Annotated in this window: 15 protein-coding genes and 1 pseudogene; 7 read left to right on the top strand and 9 right to left on the bottom strand. The window is 53.8% G+C overall.

The window, feature by feature from the left end:
• Nucleotides 1-4: 4 nt before the first annotated feature.
• From mnmE to O3W44_RS12300, 3 genes are all read left to right on the top strand, one after another.
• Nucleotides 5-1,369 carry a tRNA uridine-5-carboxymethylaminomethyl(34) synthesis GTPase MnmE gene (mnmE, locus tag O3W44_RS12310; protein WP_269293280.1) on the top strand — a complete coding sequence of 455 codons (1,365 nt, stop codon included), beginning with the start codon at nucleotides 5-7 and terminating at the stop codon, nucleotides 1,367-1,369.
• Between the two features lie 193 nt (nucleotides 1,370-1,562).
• Nucleotides 1,563-2,153, top strand: coding sequence for a malonic semialdehyde reductase (locus tag O3W44_RS12305; RefSeq protein ID WP_269293279.1), 591 nt, complete (start codon nucleotides 1,563-1,565; stop codon nucleotides 2,151-2,153).
• Nucleotides 2,154-2,330: 177 nt separating this feature from the next.
• Nucleotides 2,331-3,080: a 4'-phosphopantetheinyl transferase family protein gene (locus tag O3W44_RS12300; protein WP_269293278.1), complete on the top strand. Its 750-nt coding sequence runs from the start codon at nucleotides 2,331-2,333 to the stop codon at nucleotides 3,078-3,080.
• A gap of 26 nt (nucleotides 3,081-3,106) precedes the next feature.
• Here the strand turns inward: O3W44_RS12300 and O3W44_RS12295 are convergent, their stop codons facing one another.
• The gene (locus O3W44_RS12295) at nucleotides 3,107-4,420 is read right to left on the bottom strand and encodes an NCS2 family permease (RefSeq protein ID WP_269293277.1); all 1,314 of its coding nucleotides are present in this window, start codon (nucleotides 4,418-4,420) and stop codon (nucleotides 3,107-3,109) included.
• Nucleotides 4,421-4,570: 150 nt separating this feature from the next.
• Here O3W44_RS12295 and yieH point away from each other — a divergent pair, with 150 nt between their 5' ends.
• Together yieH and O3W44_RS12285 are read left to right on the top strand one after the other, a co-directional pair.
• Entirely contained in the window at nucleotides 4,571-5,230 is a 660-nt protein-coding gene (gene yieH, locus O3W44_RS12290; protein WP_269293276.1) for a 6-phosphogluconate phosphatase, read from the top strand.
• A 37-nt stretch (nucleotides 5,231-5,267) separates the two neighbouring features.
• On the top strand, nucleotides 5,268-6,200 hold the full coding sequence (locus O3W44_RS12285) for a GlxA family transcriptional regulator (protein WP_269293275.1): 933 nt from the start codon (nucleotides 5,268-5,270) through the stop codon (nucleotides 6,198-6,200).
• On the opposite strand, the gene O3W44_RS12280 is transcribed toward O3W44_RS12285, so the two are convergent.
• On the bottom strand, nucleotides 6,185-7,180 hold the full coding sequence (locus O3W44_RS12280; RefSeq protein WP_269293274.1) for an acyltransferase: 996 nt from the start codon (nucleotides 7,178-7,180) through the stop codon (nucleotides 6,185-6,187). The genes O3W44_RS12285 and O3W44_RS12280 overlap by 16 nt on opposite strands.
• Before the next feature lie 244 nt (nucleotides 7,181-7,424).
• Between O3W44_RS12280 and glyQ the strand changes: the two genes are divergently transcribed.
• Together glyQ and glyS are read left to right on the top strand one after the other, a co-directional pair.
• Entirely contained in the window at nucleotides 7,425-8,336 is a 912-nt protein-coding gene (gene glyQ, locus O3W44_RS12275) for a glycine--tRNA ligase subunit alpha (RefSeq protein ID WP_269293273.1), read from the top strand.
• Nucleotides 8,337-8,345: 9 nt separating this feature from the next.
• Nucleotides 8,346-10,415, top strand: a complete 2,070-nt coding sequence (gene glyS, locus O3W44_RS12270) for a glycine--tRNA ligase subunit beta (protein WP_269293272.1) — start codon at nucleotides 8,346-8,348, stop codon at nucleotides 10,413-10,415.
• Between the two features lie 316 nt (nucleotides 10,416-10,731).
• On the opposite strand, the gene O3W44_RS12265 is transcribed toward glyS, so the two are convergent.
• From O3W44_RS12265 to fdxH, 7 genes and pseudogenes are all read right to left on the bottom strand, one after another.
• Nucleotides 10,732-11,019: a type II toxin-antitoxin system ParD family antitoxin gene (locus tag O3W44_RS12265; protein ID WP_269293271.1), complete on the bottom strand. Its 288-nt coding sequence runs from the start codon at nucleotides 11,017-11,019 to the stop codon at nucleotides 10,732-10,734.
• A 77-nt stretch (nucleotides 11,020-11,096) separates the two neighbouring features.
• Nucleotides 11,097-12,944 carry a selenocysteine-specific translation elongation factor gene (selB, locus tag O3W44_RS12260; protein WP_269293270.1) on the bottom strand — a complete coding sequence of 616 codons (1,848 nt, stop codon included), beginning with the start codon at nucleotides 12,942-12,944 and terminating at the stop codon, nucleotides 11,097-11,099.
• Nucleotides 12,941-14,322, bottom strand: a pseudogene (gene selA / locus O3W44_RS12255) (L-seryl-tRNA(Sec) selenium transferase). The gene selB and the pseudogene selA overlap by 4 nt, the downstream one beginning before the upstream one ends.
• Before the next feature lie 3 nt (nucleotides 14,323-14,325).
• Nucleotides 14,326-14,937: a glutathione S-transferase gene (locus O3W44_RS12250; protein WP_269293269.1), complete on the bottom strand. Its 612-nt coding sequence runs from the start codon at nucleotides 14,935-14,937 to the stop codon at nucleotides 14,326-14,328.
• A gap of 23 nt (nucleotides 14,938-14,960) precedes the next feature.
• Nucleotides 14,961-15,887 (bottom strand): formate dehydrogenase accessory protein FdhE, encoded by a 927-nt coding sequence (gene fdhE / locus O3W44_RS12245; RefSeq protein WP_269293268.1) that lies wholly within the window; start codon nucleotides 15,885-15,887, stop codon nucleotides 14,961-14,963.
• Entirely contained in the window at nucleotides 15,884-16,528 is a 645-nt protein-coding gene (gene fdoI, locus O3W44_RS12240) for a formate dehydrogenase cytochrome b556 subunit (RefSeq protein WP_269293267.1), read from the bottom strand. The genes fdhE and fdoI overlap by 4 nt, the downstream gene beginning before the upstream one ends.
• On the bottom strand, nucleotides 16,525-17,421 hold the full coding sequence (gene fdxH / locus O3W44_RS12235; protein WP_269293266.1) for a formate dehydrogenase subunit beta: 897 nt from the start codon (nucleotides 17,419-17,421) through the stop codon (nucleotides 16,525-16,527). The genes fdoI and fdxH overlap by 4 nt, the downstream gene beginning before the upstream one ends.
• Nucleotide 17,422: the final 1 nt, after the last annotated feature.

The raw sequence follows: 17,422 nt of genomic DNA, 5'->3' as shown, positions 1-17,422 counted from the left end.
ATTTATGAGCCACAGCGATACTATCGTTGCCCAGGCTACACCGCCCGGACGCGGCGGTGTGGGTATTTTGCGTATTTCCGGCGCACGTGCAGCCGACGTGGCGCAGCAGGTTTTAGGCAAATTACCTAAACCGCGCTACGCTGATTATTTGCCGTTCAGAGATGCCGATAACAGCGTACTGGATCAGGGTATTGCGCTGTGGTTTCCGGGGCCTAACTCTTTTACCGGTGAAGATGTGCTGGAATTACAGGGCCACGGCGGCCCGGTGATCCTTGATCTGTTGTTAAAGCGTATTGTTGCCCTGCCCGGCGTGCGTATTGCGCAGCCGGGTGAGTTCTCTGAACGCGCCTTTCTGAATGACAAGCTTGATTTAGCCCAGGCTGAAGCGATCGCCGATCTGATTGATGCGAGTTCCGAACAGGCGGCGCGTTCAGCTGTTAACTCGTTACAGGGCGCATTTTCCACCCGTATTAACCATCTTGTGGAAGCACTTACTCACCTGCGAATTTATGTGGAAGCAGCGATCGATTTCCCTGATGAAGAAATTGATTTCCTTTCTGACGGCAAAATCGAAGCGCAGCTTAATGCTGTCATCAGTGACCTTGATGGTGTGCGTGCTGAAGCGCGTCAGGGAAGTTTGCTGCGTGAAGGCATGAAAGTGGTGATTGCCGGGCGGCCTAATGCTGGAAAATCGAGCCTGCTCAATGCACTGGCGGGACGGGAAGCGGCCATTGTGACTGACATTGCGGGTACGACGCGCGACGTACTGCGCGAACATATTCACATTGATGGTATGCCGCTGCATATCATTGATACCGCAGGTTTACGTGAAGCCAGTGATGAGGTTGAGCGCATCGGTATTGAACGCGCCTGGCATGAAATAGAGCAAGCCGATCGCGTGCTGTTTATGGTGGATGGCACGACCACCGATGCTACCGAAGCTGCGGCTATTTGGCCCGATTTTGTTGCGCGGTTGCCCAAAGCGTTGCCGATAACGGTGGTACGTAACAAAGCCGATGTCACGGGTGAGGCGTTAGGTCTGACAGAAGTGAACGGTCACTCACTTATTCGCCTGTCGGCGCGCACCAGCGAAGGCGTTGATGCGCTGCGTGAACATCTCAAACAAACCATGGGATTTGCAGGCAACATGGAAGGTGGATTCCTTGCGCGACGCCGTCATTTACAGGCGCTGGAGTTAGCAGCTACTCACTTACTTCAGGGTAAAGCGCAACTGCTTGGCGCATGGGCAGGCGAACTGCTGGCAGAAGAGTTACGTCTTGCGCAGCAGGCGCTCAGTGAAATTACCGGTGAGTTCACGTCGGATGATTTACTGGGACGCATTTTCTCCAGTTTTTGTATTGGGAAATAAGCGTACAACACCTATTGACCGGCAACGTCCTGTCGCCGGTCAGATGATTTTCACTCTTCATTAGGGTGATTCTTGCCTGAATGCTATTTGGCTGTGTTGAAGCATTGCAGTATAACCATTGAAGCCCTGTCCGGGGCGCGCCTTCATTTGTGGTAATCGCTTCTTTATTTTTATGTTTAATAAGGAATACAGAATGAGTACTCCGCTCGATACTGCTGCATTAGACACGCTGTTCAACCAGGCCCGCACTTACAGTTACTGGCAAGATAAGCCTATTGATAATTCGCTGCTTGAGCAGCTTTACGCGCTCACTGCCCTTGGCCCGACGTCTGCCAACTGTTCACCGGGACGCTTTGTTTTTGTCACCTCCGCAGAAGGCAAAGAGAAGCTCAAACCGGCACTCTCTTCCGGCAATCTTGAAAAAACCATGGCAGCCCCTGTGACGGTCATTGTGGCCTGGGACAGTGAATTTTATGAAGCATTGCCCACGCTGTTTCCTCATGGCGATGCGCGTAGCTGGTTTACCAGCAGCCCGGATTTGGCAAAAGAGACCGCGTTTCGCAACAGCAGCCTACAGGCTGGCTATCTGATCCTCGCTGCGCGTTCTTTGGGTTTAGATGCTGGCCCCATGTCCGGTTTCGATCCTGCGAAAATTAATGATGCGTTCTTCTCTGGCAGCAAATGGCAGGTTAATTTGCTGATAAACCTCGGTTACGGCAATCCTGATAAGCTGCATCCGCGCCTGCCTCGATTGGGTTTTGACCGGGCCAGCACCTTCGCCTGATGGCATCAGCGTCGCGACAGACGTCGCGGCGCATCAACAACCCAAACGTTCAGCTCTCTGTCACAAACTTCATCTTATTCTGAATTTTAACCATTCTGTGGTATGCCGGATGCAATCAGCTCAGAAAATTCTTACAATGCGCCTGATGATTATCTGACCATTTTCACGGAGCGACAGATGGCTGGTCATTTCGTACGTTGGACGGGCGATCCCGGTTTTTCGCCAGAAGGTATGCGGATTCCGCAGGATGTTTTTAACACGGCGCAACGCTTTGCTGACAAGCGTCGGGGTCGCTTTCTCGCCGCACGTACGCTGCTGGCGCAGCTTATGCTGCGCGTTTACGGCATCAACGAGCTTCCTCCTTTGATTACCAAATTCAATGGCCGCCCGGCGTTTGCTGACAGCAATCTGCCCGATTTCAGCATCGCCTATGCCGGAAATATGGTTGGCGTGCTGCTGGCTGAAGAGGGAGGGCGTGCCGGGCTGGATATTGAAATTGTGCGTGCTCACAGTCGTCAGACGCAGGAACAGCTTATGCAGGGATTTACCTCTGGTGAGATTGCCTGGATTAACGCTCAGCAAGATTTTATGGAGGCGGTGACGCAAATCTGGACGTTGCGCCAGAGCATCCTCAAATTAACCGGGGAGGGTGAAAGCGGGCTGGATTCGTTACGGTTATTACCCGGTGCAGGACGTTTGCGTTCAACGCTTTATCCCGACGTTCAGGTGGTGTGTGATGCAGAACCAACCCTGGTCTGGGCCTGCGCGTTATCGTCGGCAACGCAGCGTCTGCACTTGTGGGAGATGGATAACACGCTTCAGTGGCGGCCACTGCGCGAAGTGGAAATGAGTAAACCGAACATCGGCCCACGCGCGTTGCGCCTGACCAGTTTACCCAACGAACGAAGCGCGCAGACTGAGATATAAAAAGGCCGCAATTGCGGCCTTTTACGTTAATGTGCGTCGACAAAGACAATTTTCAGTACAAACAGCAGCGCCACAATAACCACACACGGGCTGATTTCACGCCAGCGGCCCGTGCCCAGTTTCATTACGCAGTAAGCAATGAAACCCAGCGCAATGCCTTCGGTAATAGAGAAGCTGAACGGCATCATCGCTGCGGTGACAAAGGCTGGCACCGCTTCTGTCAGATCATCCCAACGCACGCGCGACAGGCTGGCAGTCATCAATACACCGACATAAATCAACGCCCCCGCAGCCGCATAGCCAGGCACCATTGACGCCAAAGGTGACAGGAACATCACCAGTAAAAACAGGATGCCGGTCACCACAGCCATTAGTCCGGTACGCCCGCCAATCGCCACCCCTGAGGTGCTTTCAATATAAGCCGTTACCGATGAGGTGCCGATCAGAGCGCCGCTTACCGAGCTCACGCTATCAACATAGAGTGCCTGTTTCATGCGCGGGAAAGTGCCTTTCTCATCGGTCAGCCCGGCTTTATCCGTGACGCCAATCAGCGTGCCGGAGGAGTCAAACAGGTTCACCAACATAAAGGAGAAAATGATGCCCGCCATCCCAATATTAAAGGCGCCCCTGATATCAACCTGCCCGACAACAGTACTGATGGAGGGCGGCGCAGAGAACAGGCCGACAAACTTAACGTCGCCCAGCATCCAGCCAATCGCCGTTGTTACCACCATGGAAATCAGCACGGCAGCATGAATATTACGCGATGCCAAAATAGCAATGATAAAAAAGCCGAGCGCACCGAGCAGTACGCTGTGTGAGGTCAAATTACCCACTGTGACCAGCGTATCGGGATTGGGGACAATAATACCGGCGTTCTTCAGGCCCATCATGGCGATAAATAAGCCGATGCCAGCAGTAATACCCACACGCAGGCTGAGCGGAATATTGGCAATCATCCAGTAACGCACACGCAGCAGCGTCAGGATCAGCAAGCCCAGGGCGCCCCAGAAAATCGCGCCCATACCGATTTGCCATGAATAGCCCATCGCGCCGACCACCACAAAAGCGAAAAAGGCGTTCAGACCCATTGCGGGTGCCAGCGCCACAGGCAGGTTCGCAATTAATCCCATCAAAATACTGCCGAGTGCGGCAATCAAACAGGTCGTCACAAACACTGCCTGCGTATCCATGCCCGCCACGCCTAAAATCTGCGGATTGACGAAGACGATATAGACCATGGTCAGAAAAGTGGTAATGCCGGCGATCACCTCGGTGCGCACCGTCGTGCCGTGTTCCTGCAGCTTGAATACGCGCTGCAAAAGGCCTTGTTTGTTCATTTCATCCATCCAGAAGAAAAACTTTCGGCGCGTATCCTGGCGACTTTACCCACGCAATACAATGATTTTTCGCAACCGATTGCCAGTCTCGCAATCTGCGCCCATTACGGTAGAGTGAGAAGGTACTCACAAATCAAAGGATAAAGCCCAATGTCGGTAGAATGTGTGTTTTTTGATTGCGACGGCACGCTGGTAGACAGCGAATTACTCTGTACGCAAGCCTATGTAAATACCTTTGCCCGCTACGACATTGCCCTGTCGCTGCAGGAAATGTTTGAAAAATATAAAGGTGTCAAACTGTACGACATTATCCGTGAGGTGGGCGAGGCGCACGATATGGCGTTGCCGATGGATGAAGTGGAAACAGCTTATCGTGCAGAAGTGGCACGGCTGTTTGATGCAGAGTTGAAGCCTGTCCCTGGAGCAAAGGCACTGGTTGAACAGATAAAAGTCGCGATGTGCGTGGTGTCAAACGGAACGGTGAAGAAGATGCAGCATTCGCTGGGTTTAACCGGCATGCTGAAGCATTTTGAACATCACCTCTACAGCGGCTATGACATCCAGCACTGGAAGCCGGATCCAGAGCTGATGCATCACGCCGCCGGGCAAATGCAGGTGCCCATTGAAAACTGTATTCTGGTGGATGATTCAGAAGCGGGCGCCCGGGCCGGTATTGCGGCTGGCATTCCCGTGTTTTATTACTGTGCCGATGCGCATAATCCCGAACTTGATCATCCGCTCGTCACCCGCTTCGACGATATGGCGCAATTGCCCGCGCTCTGGCGCGCCCGCGGCTGGGATCTGGTGTAAAAGAGAGCCGCACCCGTTGCGCAACGCAGGGAAAACTATGCCGCAAACCGTCTGGTTCTTAACTTTGCCTGGTGTAATGGCGTTGGATCTTACCGGCCCCGCCGAATCACTGGCGCTGGCGGGCGATCATTTTACGCTGCGCTATATTGGTCCACAGCCGAGCGTAGTCTGTTCCACCGGCATGACGATCGGCAACATTGAACCCTTACCGGATACGCTGCCGCCAGAAAGTTTGCTGGTGGTGCCGGGCGTTTATGATTCGCGTATTTGCTACGACACGCCGCAGGCGGAGCAGGCGCGCAAATGGCTGCAAACGCAACAGGCGGTGATTCAGGCGCAAAATCTCATGCTGATCTGCGTCTGCTCCGGCGCGCTGCTGGCAGCGCAGGCAGGATTGCTCAACGGTGTTCAGTGCACTACCCATCACGATGTATCAGATCGCATGAAAGCTGCTGCCCCGCAGGCGAGGGTAAAAGATAACCGCGTGTTTGTTGAAGATGGCAACATCTGGACCAGTGCCGGTATTACCGCAGGCATCGATCTCGCTTTGCATTTGATCAACCGGCTTTGCGGCGCGCAACGTGCGTTGGCAGTCGCTCGCGAGATGGTGGTGTGGTTTCGCCGTTCTGGCGATGATCCGCAACTGTCGCCGTGGCTGCGCTATCGCAATCATCTTCACCCTGCCATTCATCGCGCCCAGGATGCGATGATCGCCCATCCGGAACATGCCTGGACACTGGCTGAACTCGCCGCACGTGCCCATGTCAGCAGCCGCCATCTGGCCCGACTGTTTCGTCAGCATTTAGGCATTAGCGTGCGGGAATATCATGAACAACTGCGCGTCGGCATTGCGCGCCAGCGCCAGCAGCAGGGTGAAGCTGCTGAAAAGGCGGCGCTGGCGGCAGGATTTTCCTCAGCACGCCAGCTGCGTCGCGCTCGCCAGCGTTGGAATGATCAACTGACCAGGTGATGTTTATCAACACGCTTCAGCGCCATCGCTAACAGCAGGCTGCCGCCGAGGGTGACGCCAAACACCCACGGCAAATCCAGTAGCGGGCGTGCCATATTGTCGTAATGATGGGTACGCAAAAAATGGATAAACAGGGCGTGAAATCCATAAACAGGCAGCGAATAGCGTGAAATAAAGGCAAATAGCGGCAACGTGCGCTGATTTAAAACATTTTTAAACACGATTAGCAGGCTAATAGCAGCAATAAAAACCAACGGGCCGCAGTATAAATACCAGGTATCGTTAAACGCACCGTTAATCTTCAGCGCCTGTTTCGTCCCTAACGCAATTCCCGTTACGCAGGCGATAAACAACAGCGTAGCCAGTGGCGTGGTAAAGCGCCGGTCCGTTTGCATCGACCCAATAGCGCGACCCAGCAAGGCATACAGCAGATAATAAATACTGTTGCCACTGACATATAAATTCACCGGCAGCCAATGGAATGGGCCAAGCGACTGACTGACCGTATTCGGATTGGCTAATACCGCCAGCACAGCCACTAACAACGCAACATAACGCGCCTGTACCGCTCTCACCTGGATAAGCGGTGACAGCAAATAGATGCCGATCAGCGCAAAGAAAAACCATAAGTGATAGAACACCGGTTTTTGCAGCATCTTCAGTATTGATCGTCCTTCGCTGATAGGCGTCAGCCAGGTGATATAGGCCAGCGCCACGGCACTGTAGAAAATTAAGCACAGCAGCAGTCGCTGCATATGGCGTGGCTGTGCGCTGCGCTCACCAAAAAACAAGTAGCCCGAGATCATGAAAAACAGCGGAACGCAGACGCGCGACGCAGAGTTCAAAATGTTGGCCATATCCCAGTGCCATCCCGTCACCGCCATCGGGCCGGTGATGTACCAGGTGGTGGTGTGAATCACAATCACCATCATGCAGGCGACCGCGCGTAAATTATCGATCCAGTAAATCTTTTGTGGCATGGCGTCCTCTTGCGCAGATTCTGGTGCGAAGAAGGGTAGACAGTCATCATCACACCGACAACCTCTGGCTTAAGGATTCGGATCCCTCTGTAATGCCTGGCAGAAGGGTTTGAAGACGATGGGCGAACCGATCCGGTATAAATCGCCCCTCAGGCCGCACAGGATTTCCGGCTGCACATCGCGCGGTCAAAGGGTATACTGACGCACTCTTTTTTCATCTAGCCGAATCGCGTGCGAATTCAACATGCAAAAGTTTGATACCAAGACCTTTCAGGGCCTGATCCTGACCTTGCAGGATTACTGGGCGCGTCAGGGCTGCACCATCGTTCAACCGCTGGACATGGAAGTGGGCGCTGGCACATCTCATCCAATGACTTGCCTACGTGCAATAGGCCCGGAGCCGATTGCAACCGCTTATGTGCAGCCATCCCGTCGTCCGACCGATGGGCGCTACGGTGAAAACCCAAACCGTTTACAGCACTATTACCAGTTCCAGGTGATGATTAAGCCATCCCCGGATAACATTCAGGAGCTGTATCTCGGGTCGCTGAAAGAATTAGGTATTGACCCGACAGTACATGATATTCGCTTCGTTGAAGACAACTGGGAAAACCCGACGCTGGGCGCATGGGGCCTGGGTTGGGAAGTGTGGCTCAACGGCATGGAAGTGACGCAGTTTACCTATTTCCAGCAGGTTGGCGGTCTGGAATGTAAGCCTGTCACTGGCGAGATCACTTACGGTCTTGAGCGTCTGGCGATGTACATTCAGAGCGTCGACAGCGTCTACGATTTGGTGTGGAGCGACGGTCCGCTGGGTAAAACCACCTACGGCGATGTGTTCCACCAGAACGAAGTCGAGCAATCCACTTACAACTTTGAATACGCTGACGTCGATTTCCTGTTCTCCTGCTTTGAGCAGTATGAAAAGGAAGCTCAGCAGCTACTGGCGCTGGAAAAACCGCTGCCACTGCCTGCTTACGAGCGCATTCTTAAAGCAGCGCACAGTTTTAACCTGCTGGATGCGCGCAAGGCGATCTCTGTAACCGAGCGCCAACGCTATATTCTGCGCATTCGCACCCTGACCAAAGCCGTGGCTGAAGCTTACTACGCCTCTCGCGAGGCAATGGGCTTCCCGATGTGCAATAACAAAAAGTAAGAGGCAGCCATGACAGAAAAAACCTTCCTGGTGGAAATTGGCACCGAAGAGCTGCCACCAAAAGCACTACGCACCCTGGCAGAAGCTTTTGCTGCCCAGGTAACGGCTGAGCTGGACGCGGCTAATCTGGCACACGGTGAAGTGAGCTGGTTTGCTGCACCGCGTCGGCTGGCATTAAAAATCGCGAGTCTGAGCGCCGCACAGCCCGATCGCGAAGTTGAAAAGCGTGGGCCAGCTATTGCTGCCGCTTTTGATGCTGAAGGCAACGCCACCAAGGCTGCTGAAGGCTGGGCGCGCGGTAATGGCATTACTGTTGATCAGGCTGAACGTCTGAGTACCGACAAAGGTGAATGGCTGGTTTACCGCGCGCAGGTAAAAGGCGAAGCCGCACAAAAGCTGTTGCCTGGCATGATCGCCACGGCGCTGAGTAAACTGCCGGTGCCAAAACTGATGCGTTGGGGCGCAAGCGACGTACAGTTTGTGCGTCCAGTGCATACCGTAACCATGTTGTTGGGCGATGAACTGATTCCGGGCACCATTTTGGGTGTTGAATCTGCTCGCATCATTCGTGGCCACCGCTTCATGGGCGAGAATGAAATCATCCTTGAGAACGCCGATCAGTATCCGGACGTTCTGGAAAAGCGCGGTAAAGTCATCGCCGATTATCAGACGCGTAAAGCGATGATTAAGGCTGATGCCGAAGCGGCAGCACGCCGACTGGGTGGCAATGCTGACCTGAGCGACAGCCTGCTGGAAGAAGTGACCTCGCTGGTGGAGTGGCCAGTGGTGCTGACTGCGACCTTTGAAGAGAAATTCCTCAAAGTCCCGGCTGAAGCCCTGGTTTACACCATGAAAGGCGATCAGAAGTACTTCCCGGTTTACGGTAATGACGGCAACCTGCTGCCGAACTTCATTTTTGTCACCAATATCGAGTCCAGCGATCCGCGCCAGATTATTTCAGGTAACGAGAAAGTGGTTCGTCCGCGTCTGGCGGATGCCGAATTCTTCTTCAATAACGATCGTAAAAAGCGTCTGGAAGATAACCTGCCGCGTCTCGAAACCGTGCTGTTCCAGAAAGAGCTGGGTACGTTACGCGATAAAACCGATCGCATTCAGGCGCTGGCAGGCTGGATTGCTGGTCAGACTGGCGCAGACGTAAACCACGCTACGCGCGCGGGCTTGCTGTCGAAATGTGACCTGATGACCAACATGGTGTTTGAGTTCACCGACACTCAGGGCGTGATGGGCATGCACTATGCGCGTCATGACGGTGAAGCCGAAGATGTGGCGGTGGCGCTGAATGAGCAGTATCAGCCGCGTTTTGCCGGTGACGATCTGCCATCTAACCCGGTCGCATGTGCGCTGGCTATCGCCGATAAAATGGATACCTTAGCCGGTATTTTTGGTATTGGTCAGCATCCGAAAGGCGATAAAGACCCGTTCGCTCTGCGTCGTGCGGCGCTAGGCGTACTGCGTATTATCGTTGAGAAAAACCTGCCGCTCGATCTGCAAACGCTAACAGAAGAAGCTGTACGCTTGTACGGCAGCAAACTGAGCAACGCGAAGGTCGTTGATGATGTGATCGACTTTATGCTGGGCCGTTTCCGTAGCTGGTATCAGGAAGAAGGCCACAGTATTGATACGCTGCAGGCAGTGCTGGCGCGTCGTCCAACCCGTCCGGCCGATTTCGATGCGCGTATGAAAGCCGTATCGCATTTCCGTACGCTGGAGGCAGCGGCTGCGCTGGCAGCAGCAAACAAGCGTGTCTCTAACATTCTGGCAAAATCGACAGAAACGCTGAACGACAGCGTGCAGGCTTCGCTGTTGAAAGAGAACGAAGAGATCCAGCTGGCAACCTTCGTGACGGCTTTAAGCAGCAAGCTTCAACCTTTCTTTGCTGAAGGCCGCTATCAGGATGCGCTGATTGAACTGGCGCAGCTACGTGAAGCGGTAGATAACTTCTTCGACAAAGTAATGGTCAACGCTGAAGATCCGGCTGTGCGGGTTAACCGCTTAACGCTGCTGGCAAAACTGCGCGAGCTGTTCTTGCAGGTTGCGGATATCTCATTGCTGCAGTAAGTGATTTTGATGGAGTGTAAAAAGGGGCGAAGAAATTCGTCCCATTTTTTTGCCTGTTTCAGACGGGTTTTAATCTGAACCGATAATCTTGAAAGTGATGAATTACACGAACGATGCTAATAATGTGAGTATCGCGTAGATAAAAAATGATGTGGCTTCCGCATGGCACGAAATAAAATTCTGCCCAGTTTCATGACGGCGATGGCCTGAATTAAATCTGGTGAGTTTAATGAACATCTGATGAAGCATCGCGTTGTAATCGTCTGCTTGCCGCAATCTAAAATTATTTAAGCCATAAAACCAAATCGAGATGAGATCATTTTTTGCTTTGGGATAGAGCTTCATTTTCCTTATCATGCATGCCTGCCCTGTTAACCATTTTCAAAAAAGCTTCCCTGTCCCATTCTTCGGGCTCGCCACTTTCTAATCCCGCTTTCAAAAGTGCCTTAAGATTTTCTGGTTGTGGGGCAACATGCTTTTCGCGCAGCAAACGTAATGAATCCCGCACCACGTCGCTTTGTGTTCGGTAGTCGCCTGATCCAACCAGAGATTCAACAAACTCCCTTAAATCATTACCCAGATCGATTGTCATAGTACGAGCCATACGCTGCCCAGCTTTGGGTAAAGGGGTAAGTGCGTTGCAGCCCGATTACAGTGATAAAGGTGAGATGGTGCGAGAAATCAGGGCAACTGGAATAACTGCGCGTCGCGCAATAGATGTTCATTGCCTCGACGGCGGGTAAAGCCACTGCGATCAAAAAACTCCAGGATTTGCACGGCGACTTTACGCCCGACACCAAGCTGACTACGAAAATCGGCAGTCGTGGTGCTGATGCCTTGCGCGTCATGCTGGCGTATCAGATCGGCGAAGATCAGGATCTGGTCGCTGCGATAGTAGCGATCGCGCACGATCGCCGTAATGTGGCCCAGGCGCGCAGCGGTGAGCAGCAGATCGCGTATTGCGGTTTCATCCTGCGTCAGTGCCTGGGCAATATCACGCACCCATAGCGGCTGGTCGAGAAACAGTGGTTCCGTCTGTTGCCAAAGCAGTGCTTCGCTGGCGGTAAAACGCGGCTCGAAGTCAGGCAGATGCAACCAGCCCTGGCGGTGGTTAATCAATCCTTGCGCCAGCATGCGGTCAATCAGCGCATAAATCATCCCGGCGGGCAAACCCGGCAACGCCATACGGCGCAGCCGATCGCGCCCAATGCCGGGTTGCTCCTGGTGATATTGATGAAAATGTGCCAGTGCCGATAGTATCGTTGACTGCCATTGCCCGGCTTGCTGTTCAGTGGTGAGCAAACCGCCCAGCGATACCGGATTGAGCCTGCTGAGCAGTTCAGACATAGCCTCTGGGGTGAGCTGGCGAGCCCAGGTCAATGCTGCCATATCGCCGGGTTGCTGGATCAGGTGTTGTTCAATGCTTTGCCGATCGTCCTGTGCGTCAGCCAGAGCCTCCAGCCAGGCCAGATAATCTGACTGACGTTTACCACGCTTTTTCCCGTGAAGCAGAATCACTCTGGCGCTGCCCAGCGTTTGCTGCGCGCTGTTATCACGTATGATGATGCGATCATTCTCAGCCAGCCAGAGCGGCGTCATTAAAACCAGCTCGGAGAGGCGATCGGAAAGCTGCGTCAGGCGACCGGTAACATGACTGGCGGCATGATAAAGGTGTACTGCCTGCGTTGGCTGCCTGAGCGGTTGCAGCAAATCGATTTCTACCACCAGACGAGAAAACCCTTCTGCTTGTGGCTCGGCCAGCAGCCAGTTGCCACGCTCAATCTGTGCTTTTTCAACAGCGCCAGCCAGATTCAACGCAATGCGCTCACCGGCTTGCGCCTGCGTCACAGGTTGATTTTGGGCATGCAGCGCCCGCACGCGCACCGGTTGACTGGCTCCGGTCAGCCAGAGTGTTTGCCCCACTTCAACCTTTCCAGCCAGCGCCGTGCCGGTGACGACTAAACCTGTTCCTTTCAGCGTAAAGGCACGATCAATAGCCAGCCGAAAGCGGCGTCGCGTATCACCGGGCGACTCGCGTAACTGACTGAGATGCTGGCGCAGCGCGTCAATGCCTTGCTGAGTGGAACTGCTGGTGACGAACAGCGGCAGGTCATTCCAGCTGAATTGCGCCGTAAGTTCGCGTACCTGTTGCTCAACTTCACTCATGCGCGCCTTATCAACGCGATCGGCTTTCGTCAGTGCCACCGTCAGCGATGGCAGGCCGGTAAGTTTCAGCAATTGCAGGTGCTCAAGCGTCTGTGGCATGACACCATCATCACAGGCGACAACCAGCAAAGCGTGTTGAATACCACCAATGCCCGCCAGCATATTGGCGAGAAATTTCTCATGGCCCGGAACGTCAATAAAGCCCAGCGTGCGTCTCTCATCCAGCGGCCAGTAAGCGTAGCCGAGGTCGATGGTCATGCCACGTCGCTTTTCTTCTGGCAGACGATCGGCATCGACCCCGGTGATAACCTGTAGCAGCGAGGTTTTACCGTGATCGACATGACCTGCGGTGGCGATAATCATGGCACCAGCATCCGAATGAACTGCGATTCATCGTCAAGGCAGCGCAGATCGAGCCACAGCTTGCCCTCTTGCAGGCGTCCGATCACCGGGCGCGGCAACTGCCGCCAGCGTTGGGCCAGACTGTTTAAGCTGCTGCCACGGCCATCACGTGGCGTAAAGGTCACGGCAAAGCTGGGCAAGCGTTCAACAGGAAGCGAACCACTGCCGATTTGCGAGGAGCAGGCGGCTGTTTCAACGAGAAAATCGTCTCCATAGGCTGTTTCCAGCGCAGGCATAAGTCGTTCCGCCTGTTGTAAGATGTCATGTGCTTTGCGCGTGAGCTGGCGCAGCGTTGGCAAGTTATCACCCAGCCGTTCAGGATGGCGATAGAGTTTGAGCGTGGCCTCTAGTGCTGCCAGCGTCATCTTATCGACACGCAATGCACGTTTGAGCGGGTGCTGCTGTAACCGATCAATTAACGCTTTTTTACCGATAATAATGCCGGCCTGTGGGCCGCCCAGCAGTTTATCACCCGAAAAACTCACCAAATCGACACCGGCGGCGATAAGTGATTGCGGCATCGGCTCGGCAGGTAAACCCTGCTCCGCCAGATCAATTAACGAGCCGCTGCCCAGATCGGTAATCAGCGGCAGTGCGTGCTCTTTGGCAAGTGCAACTAATTCAGCTTCATCCACCGCATGGGTAAAGCCCTGGATTTGATAATTACTGGTGTGGACCTTCATCAACAGGCTGCAATCATCGGTGATTGCGTGACGATAATCTGCTAAATGAGTGCGATTAGTGGTGCCAACTTCAATCAACTGACAGCCCGCCTGACGCATCACATCAGGAATACGAAACGCGCCGCCAATCTCCACCAGCTCGCCACGGGAAACGATAACACCTTTACCGGAGGCTAACGCGGCAAGCATCAGCAGCACCGCCGCTGCGTTGTTATTCACAATACAGGCATCTTCTGCGCCAGTCAGTTCACACAATAATTGAGCCAGTGCCCGATCGCGGTGTCCGCGTCCGGCCTCATCCAGCGCATATTCCAGCGTAACAGGCTGGCGCATCGTTTGCGTTACGGCTTCGATTGCTGCATCACAAAGCTGTGCGCGTCCTAAATTGGTATGCAATACCGTGCCGGTAAGATTAAACACCGGTTTAAGTGCGCTCGCTTCACGCATGCCGGCACGACGCTGGGCTTCGGTGCACCAGTCGTTGTGCCACGCTGGCAGTTTTGCTGCTGCTGAATGTGCTGGCGCGCCTCGTGCTGCATTTCGCGCAGTAAAGTCGTAACGAATATCGATCCTGAGTGGTTTAACAATGCCTGCAACGCCGGAGCACGAAGCAGGCTATCAATGGCGGGAAGCTGGCTGAACAGGGTATGCCTCACTTATCAGGCTGTCGGTGGCGTAGTGCGGGCAAAACTTTCACGCTGAAACAGCGTTTCTGCCAGCCTGACCAGCGCCGGGCGTTCTACGCACCAGTTTGGCACGACGCGGCGAAAGTTAAGGTAGCCAATCATGCAGCCGGTGGCGATAGTGGCCAGATTGAGCTGTCCGGCGTTGAGCCATTTTCCCTCGGCGGCCAGTTTTTCCAGCATATCCAGACCACGCTGTATTTTTTCACGATTACGTAGCAGCACTTCTTCAGATTGCTGATCGCCAGGGCGCATCTGTTCACGCACAATCACCAGCGCAGAATCACTGATGCCATCAGCCAGCTTTTCTATCTGACGAACTTGCAGTGATTCAAGCGGGTCGCCGGGCAGCAACGCTGGCGCGTTATCGCGTAGCGCCAGAAACTCGGCAATGATGGCGGAATCGAACCAAACTTGCTCATTATCAGCCACCAGCGCAGGGACTTTTCCTAACGGATTATAGTGAGGAACCTGGCTCTCTTCGCTGTATGGCGAGGCGTTAATGAACTCAAAAATAATGCCTTTTTCCAGCATGATAATGGAAATCTTACGCACAAACGGGCTGGTATAACTGCCAATCAGTTTCATTGAAGGTCTCCGTTAAACGTTAACTACGATTCGCCAGGAAATAAAAAGGGGTTGAGACTGCTGCGGGCAAAACCTTCCTGCTCCATGCGGGCATCCAGCACCAGCGAGGCGAGATCGTCTGCCACTGGCTCCAGTGCGGGATTCTTTTCCTGATACAGCATCTTGAGGTAGGTGCCGCAATCGCCACAGCTTTCCGCCTTCACCGCAGCGTGTTCATTTTCTAATGACCAGTAATGCAGATCGCGGGTTTGCTCGCAATTAGTACATTTGCTGCGCACGACATACCATTCACTTTCGCACAAGTTGCAGTGCAGGTAGCGCGCACCGTCGTTGTGGCCCATATGCACTACGCTGGCAACCGGCATGCTGGCGCACACCGGGCAAAACTGGCGTTGCTCGCCATATTCGGCGCGTGCTTTGCCGGGGATCAGTGCAGCCATTTGCGCCCAGTAGATCGACAGTGCCGCCCAGATAAACGGCGCTTTGTCGCTGCTGACTTTGGCAAACTCACCCGCAAACAGCGCGCTGGCCAGCGTTTCCAGCTCCATTGCAGAGGCTTTCTCCAGGTTTTCCAGCACTGCCAGCGCCTGGCCACTCATTTCTGGTTTAAGTTCAGCAATCAATGAATGCAGTAAACGATGCCAGTGCATATCACGCGGCAGGGTGTGAATATCAAGTGGGGGTTTACCCTCGCTGGCGCTCTGCACCAGGCGCGCATAAAGATCCATGTGCAGCGGATGGTCATACAGCACAATTTCCTGCGCCTGAGCAATAACGGCGGCAAAGCGCAGATAATCGCCGAGGGGATTTTTTGCCGCCAGGTCACGCAAACGCGCGGCGCGACGGCTGTATAGGTTTTTCAGCCGTGGGAAAAGTAACGGCGGAATCATCTCCACCGTTGATTTATCGCTCTTCTCCAGCTGTTCTTGCGGGATAATGCGAATACTCATCTGGGGCGTTTTTCCTGTTGTGTTGGCCGATGACGCTGCTCACGATACCAGCGAGGATGGTGTTTCTTCGCCCAGGCAGATGTTACCCAACCTTCAACCATCGCGGTAAGCGTGCCCTTGACCCATAACGCGGCATAAATGTGCACCATAATGACGATAATTAGCGCCGTTGCCGACACAGAATGCACTACCAACGCCAGGCGAATCAGCGGAATGTCAAACGCGCCTGCAAAGTAAGGACGCCAGATGACAATACCGCTGATGAGCAGCAGGATTAAGCTGATGATAGCAGCCCAGAACACACACTTCTGACCAAAGTTATATTTGCCACTGTCGCCGACTTCGTGGTTTTGCACGATTTTGTGAAAGTTTTTCGCCCAAACCCAATCCTGTTGACCGATCAGATTGTGTTTCCAGTAGCGTAAAAACATCAGCATGAACGCAGCAAACATTACCACGCCAACAAACGGATGCAGGATGCGCGCCAGTTGTGGCGTACCTAATACATGCATCAATCCGTTGAACGACGGGAAGAAGAAGCCTAACCCGCTTAACGAGGCCAGCACAAAGCAAAACGCGACGATCCAGTGATTAATGCGTTCGGGTGCGGTATAGCGCACAAAGCGATCGTGTTTTTTCATGATTTGCGCTCCTGAAAGTGATCATCATCTTCTTCATCTTCAACACGATTAGGCCCAACGCCGATATAGTGAAACACGGCTGCGGCAAACGTCGCGGCAAAGCCTGCTGCCGCCAGTGGTTTCCAGATGCCTTTCCAGAACGTGACGGTCGGGCTAATGCCTGGATTATCGGGCAAACCATGATAGAGCTGCGGTTTGTTGGCGTGGTGCAATACGTACATGACGTGCGTGCCGCCCACGCCAGCCGGATCGTACAGGCCTGCATTGATGTAGCCGCGCGTTTGTAGCTCGGCGACACGCTCGCCTGCCAGCGATTGCATCTGTACCTTACTGCCGAAGTGAATCGCGCCGGTTGGGCAGGTTTTTACGCAAGCCGGCTCCTGTCCGACATTGACGCGATCAACGCACAGCGTGTATTTATAGGCGCGGCTGTCTTCCTGGTTAAGGCGTGGCACATTGAACGGGCAACCGGCAATGCAGTAGCCGCAACCGATACACTGCTCAGACTGAAAATCGACGATGCCATTGGCATACTGAACAATGGCACCCTCCGCCGGACAGGCTTTCAGACAGCCAGGATCGGCGCAGTGCATACAGCCATCTTTGCGAATCAGCCACGCCAGCTTGCCGTTCTCTTCCACTTCTGAAAAGCGCATCACTGTCCAGGATTTTGCGGTTAAATCGGCGGGATTGTCGTAAACCCCGACGTTATGCCCGATTTCATCGCGAATGTCGTTCCACTCCGAACAGGCAACCTGACAGGCTTTGCAACCAATGCAGGTGGTGACATCAATGAGCTTCGCCACCTCCTGCTGATGATTGCGCCCCTGGGGCGGTGGGGTCAATCCGTTGGTTGCAGAGCGACGGATAATGTCTTGTGATTGATAAGCCATT

It is taken from the genome of Pantoea sp. LMR881 (assembly GCF_027157825.1).
GTDB lineage: Bacteria > Pseudomonadota > Gammaproteobacteria > Enterobacterales > Enterobacteriaceae > Pantoea > Pantoea haifensis.
The sequence above is the reverse complement of the archived record's forward strand: the minus strand, read 5'-3'. Positions and strand labels throughout refer to the sequence as shown.

Bases quoted from the DNA above. Each gene is read 5' to 3' on its own strand.
- O3W44_RS12265 (WP_269293271.1), bottom strand. From the start codon at position 11,019: ATGGCTCGTACTATGACAATCGATCTGGGTAATGATTTAAGGGAGTTT.
- O3W44_RS12250 (WP_269293269.1), bottom strand. From the start codon at position 14,937: ATGAAACTGATTGGCAGTTATACCAGCCCGTTTGTGCGTAAGATTTCC.
- yieH (WP_269293276.1), top strand. From the start codon at position 4,571: ATGTCGGTAGAATGTGTGTTTTTTGATTGCGACGGCACGCTGGTAGAC.
- O3W44_RS12295 (WP_269293277.1), bottom strand. From the start codon at position 4,420: ATGAACAAACAAGGCCTTTTGCAGCGCGTATTCAAGCTGCAGGAACAC.
- O3W44_RS12280 (WP_269293274.1), bottom strand. From the start codon at position 7,180: ATGCCACAAAAGATTTACTGGATCGATAATTTACGCGCGGTCGCCTGC.
- selB (WP_269293270.1), bottom strand. From the start codon at position 12,944: ATGATTATCGCCACCGCAGGTCATGTCGATCACGGTAAAACCTCGCTG.
- fdxH (WP_269293266.1), bottom strand. From the start codon at position 17,421: ATGGCTTATCAATCACAAGACATTATCCGTCGCTCTGCAACCAACGGA.
- fdoI (WP_269293267.1), bottom strand. From the start codon at position 16,528: ATGAAAAAACACGATCGCTTTGTGCGCTATACCGCACCCGAACGCATT.
- O3W44_RS12305 (WP_269293279.1), top strand. From the start codon at position 1,563: ATGAGTACTCCGCTCGATACTGCTGCATTAGACACGCTGTTCAACCAG.
- O3W44_RS12300 (WP_269293278.1), top strand. From the start codon at position 2,331: ATGGCTGGTCATTTCGTACGTTGGACGGGCGATCCCGGTTTTTCGCCA.
- fdhE (WP_269293268.1), bottom strand. From the start codon at position 15,887: ATGAGTATTCGCATTATCCCGCAAGAACAGCTGGAGAAGAGCGATAAA.
- glyQ (WP_269293273.1), top strand. From the start codon at position 7,425: ATGCAAAAGTTTGATACCAAGACCTTTCAGGGCCTGATCCTGACCTTG.
- O3W44_RS12285 (WP_269293275.1), top strand. From the start codon at position 5,268: ATGCCGCAAACCGTCTGGTTCTTAACTTTGCCTGGTGTAATGGCGTTG.
- mnmE (WP_269293280.1), top strand. From the start codon at position 5: ATGAGCCACAGCGATACTATCGTTGCCCAGGCTACACCGCCCGGACGC.
- glyS (WP_269293272.1), top strand. From the start codon at position 8,346: ATGACAGAAAAAACCTTCCTGGTGGAAATTGGCACCGAAGAGCTGCCA.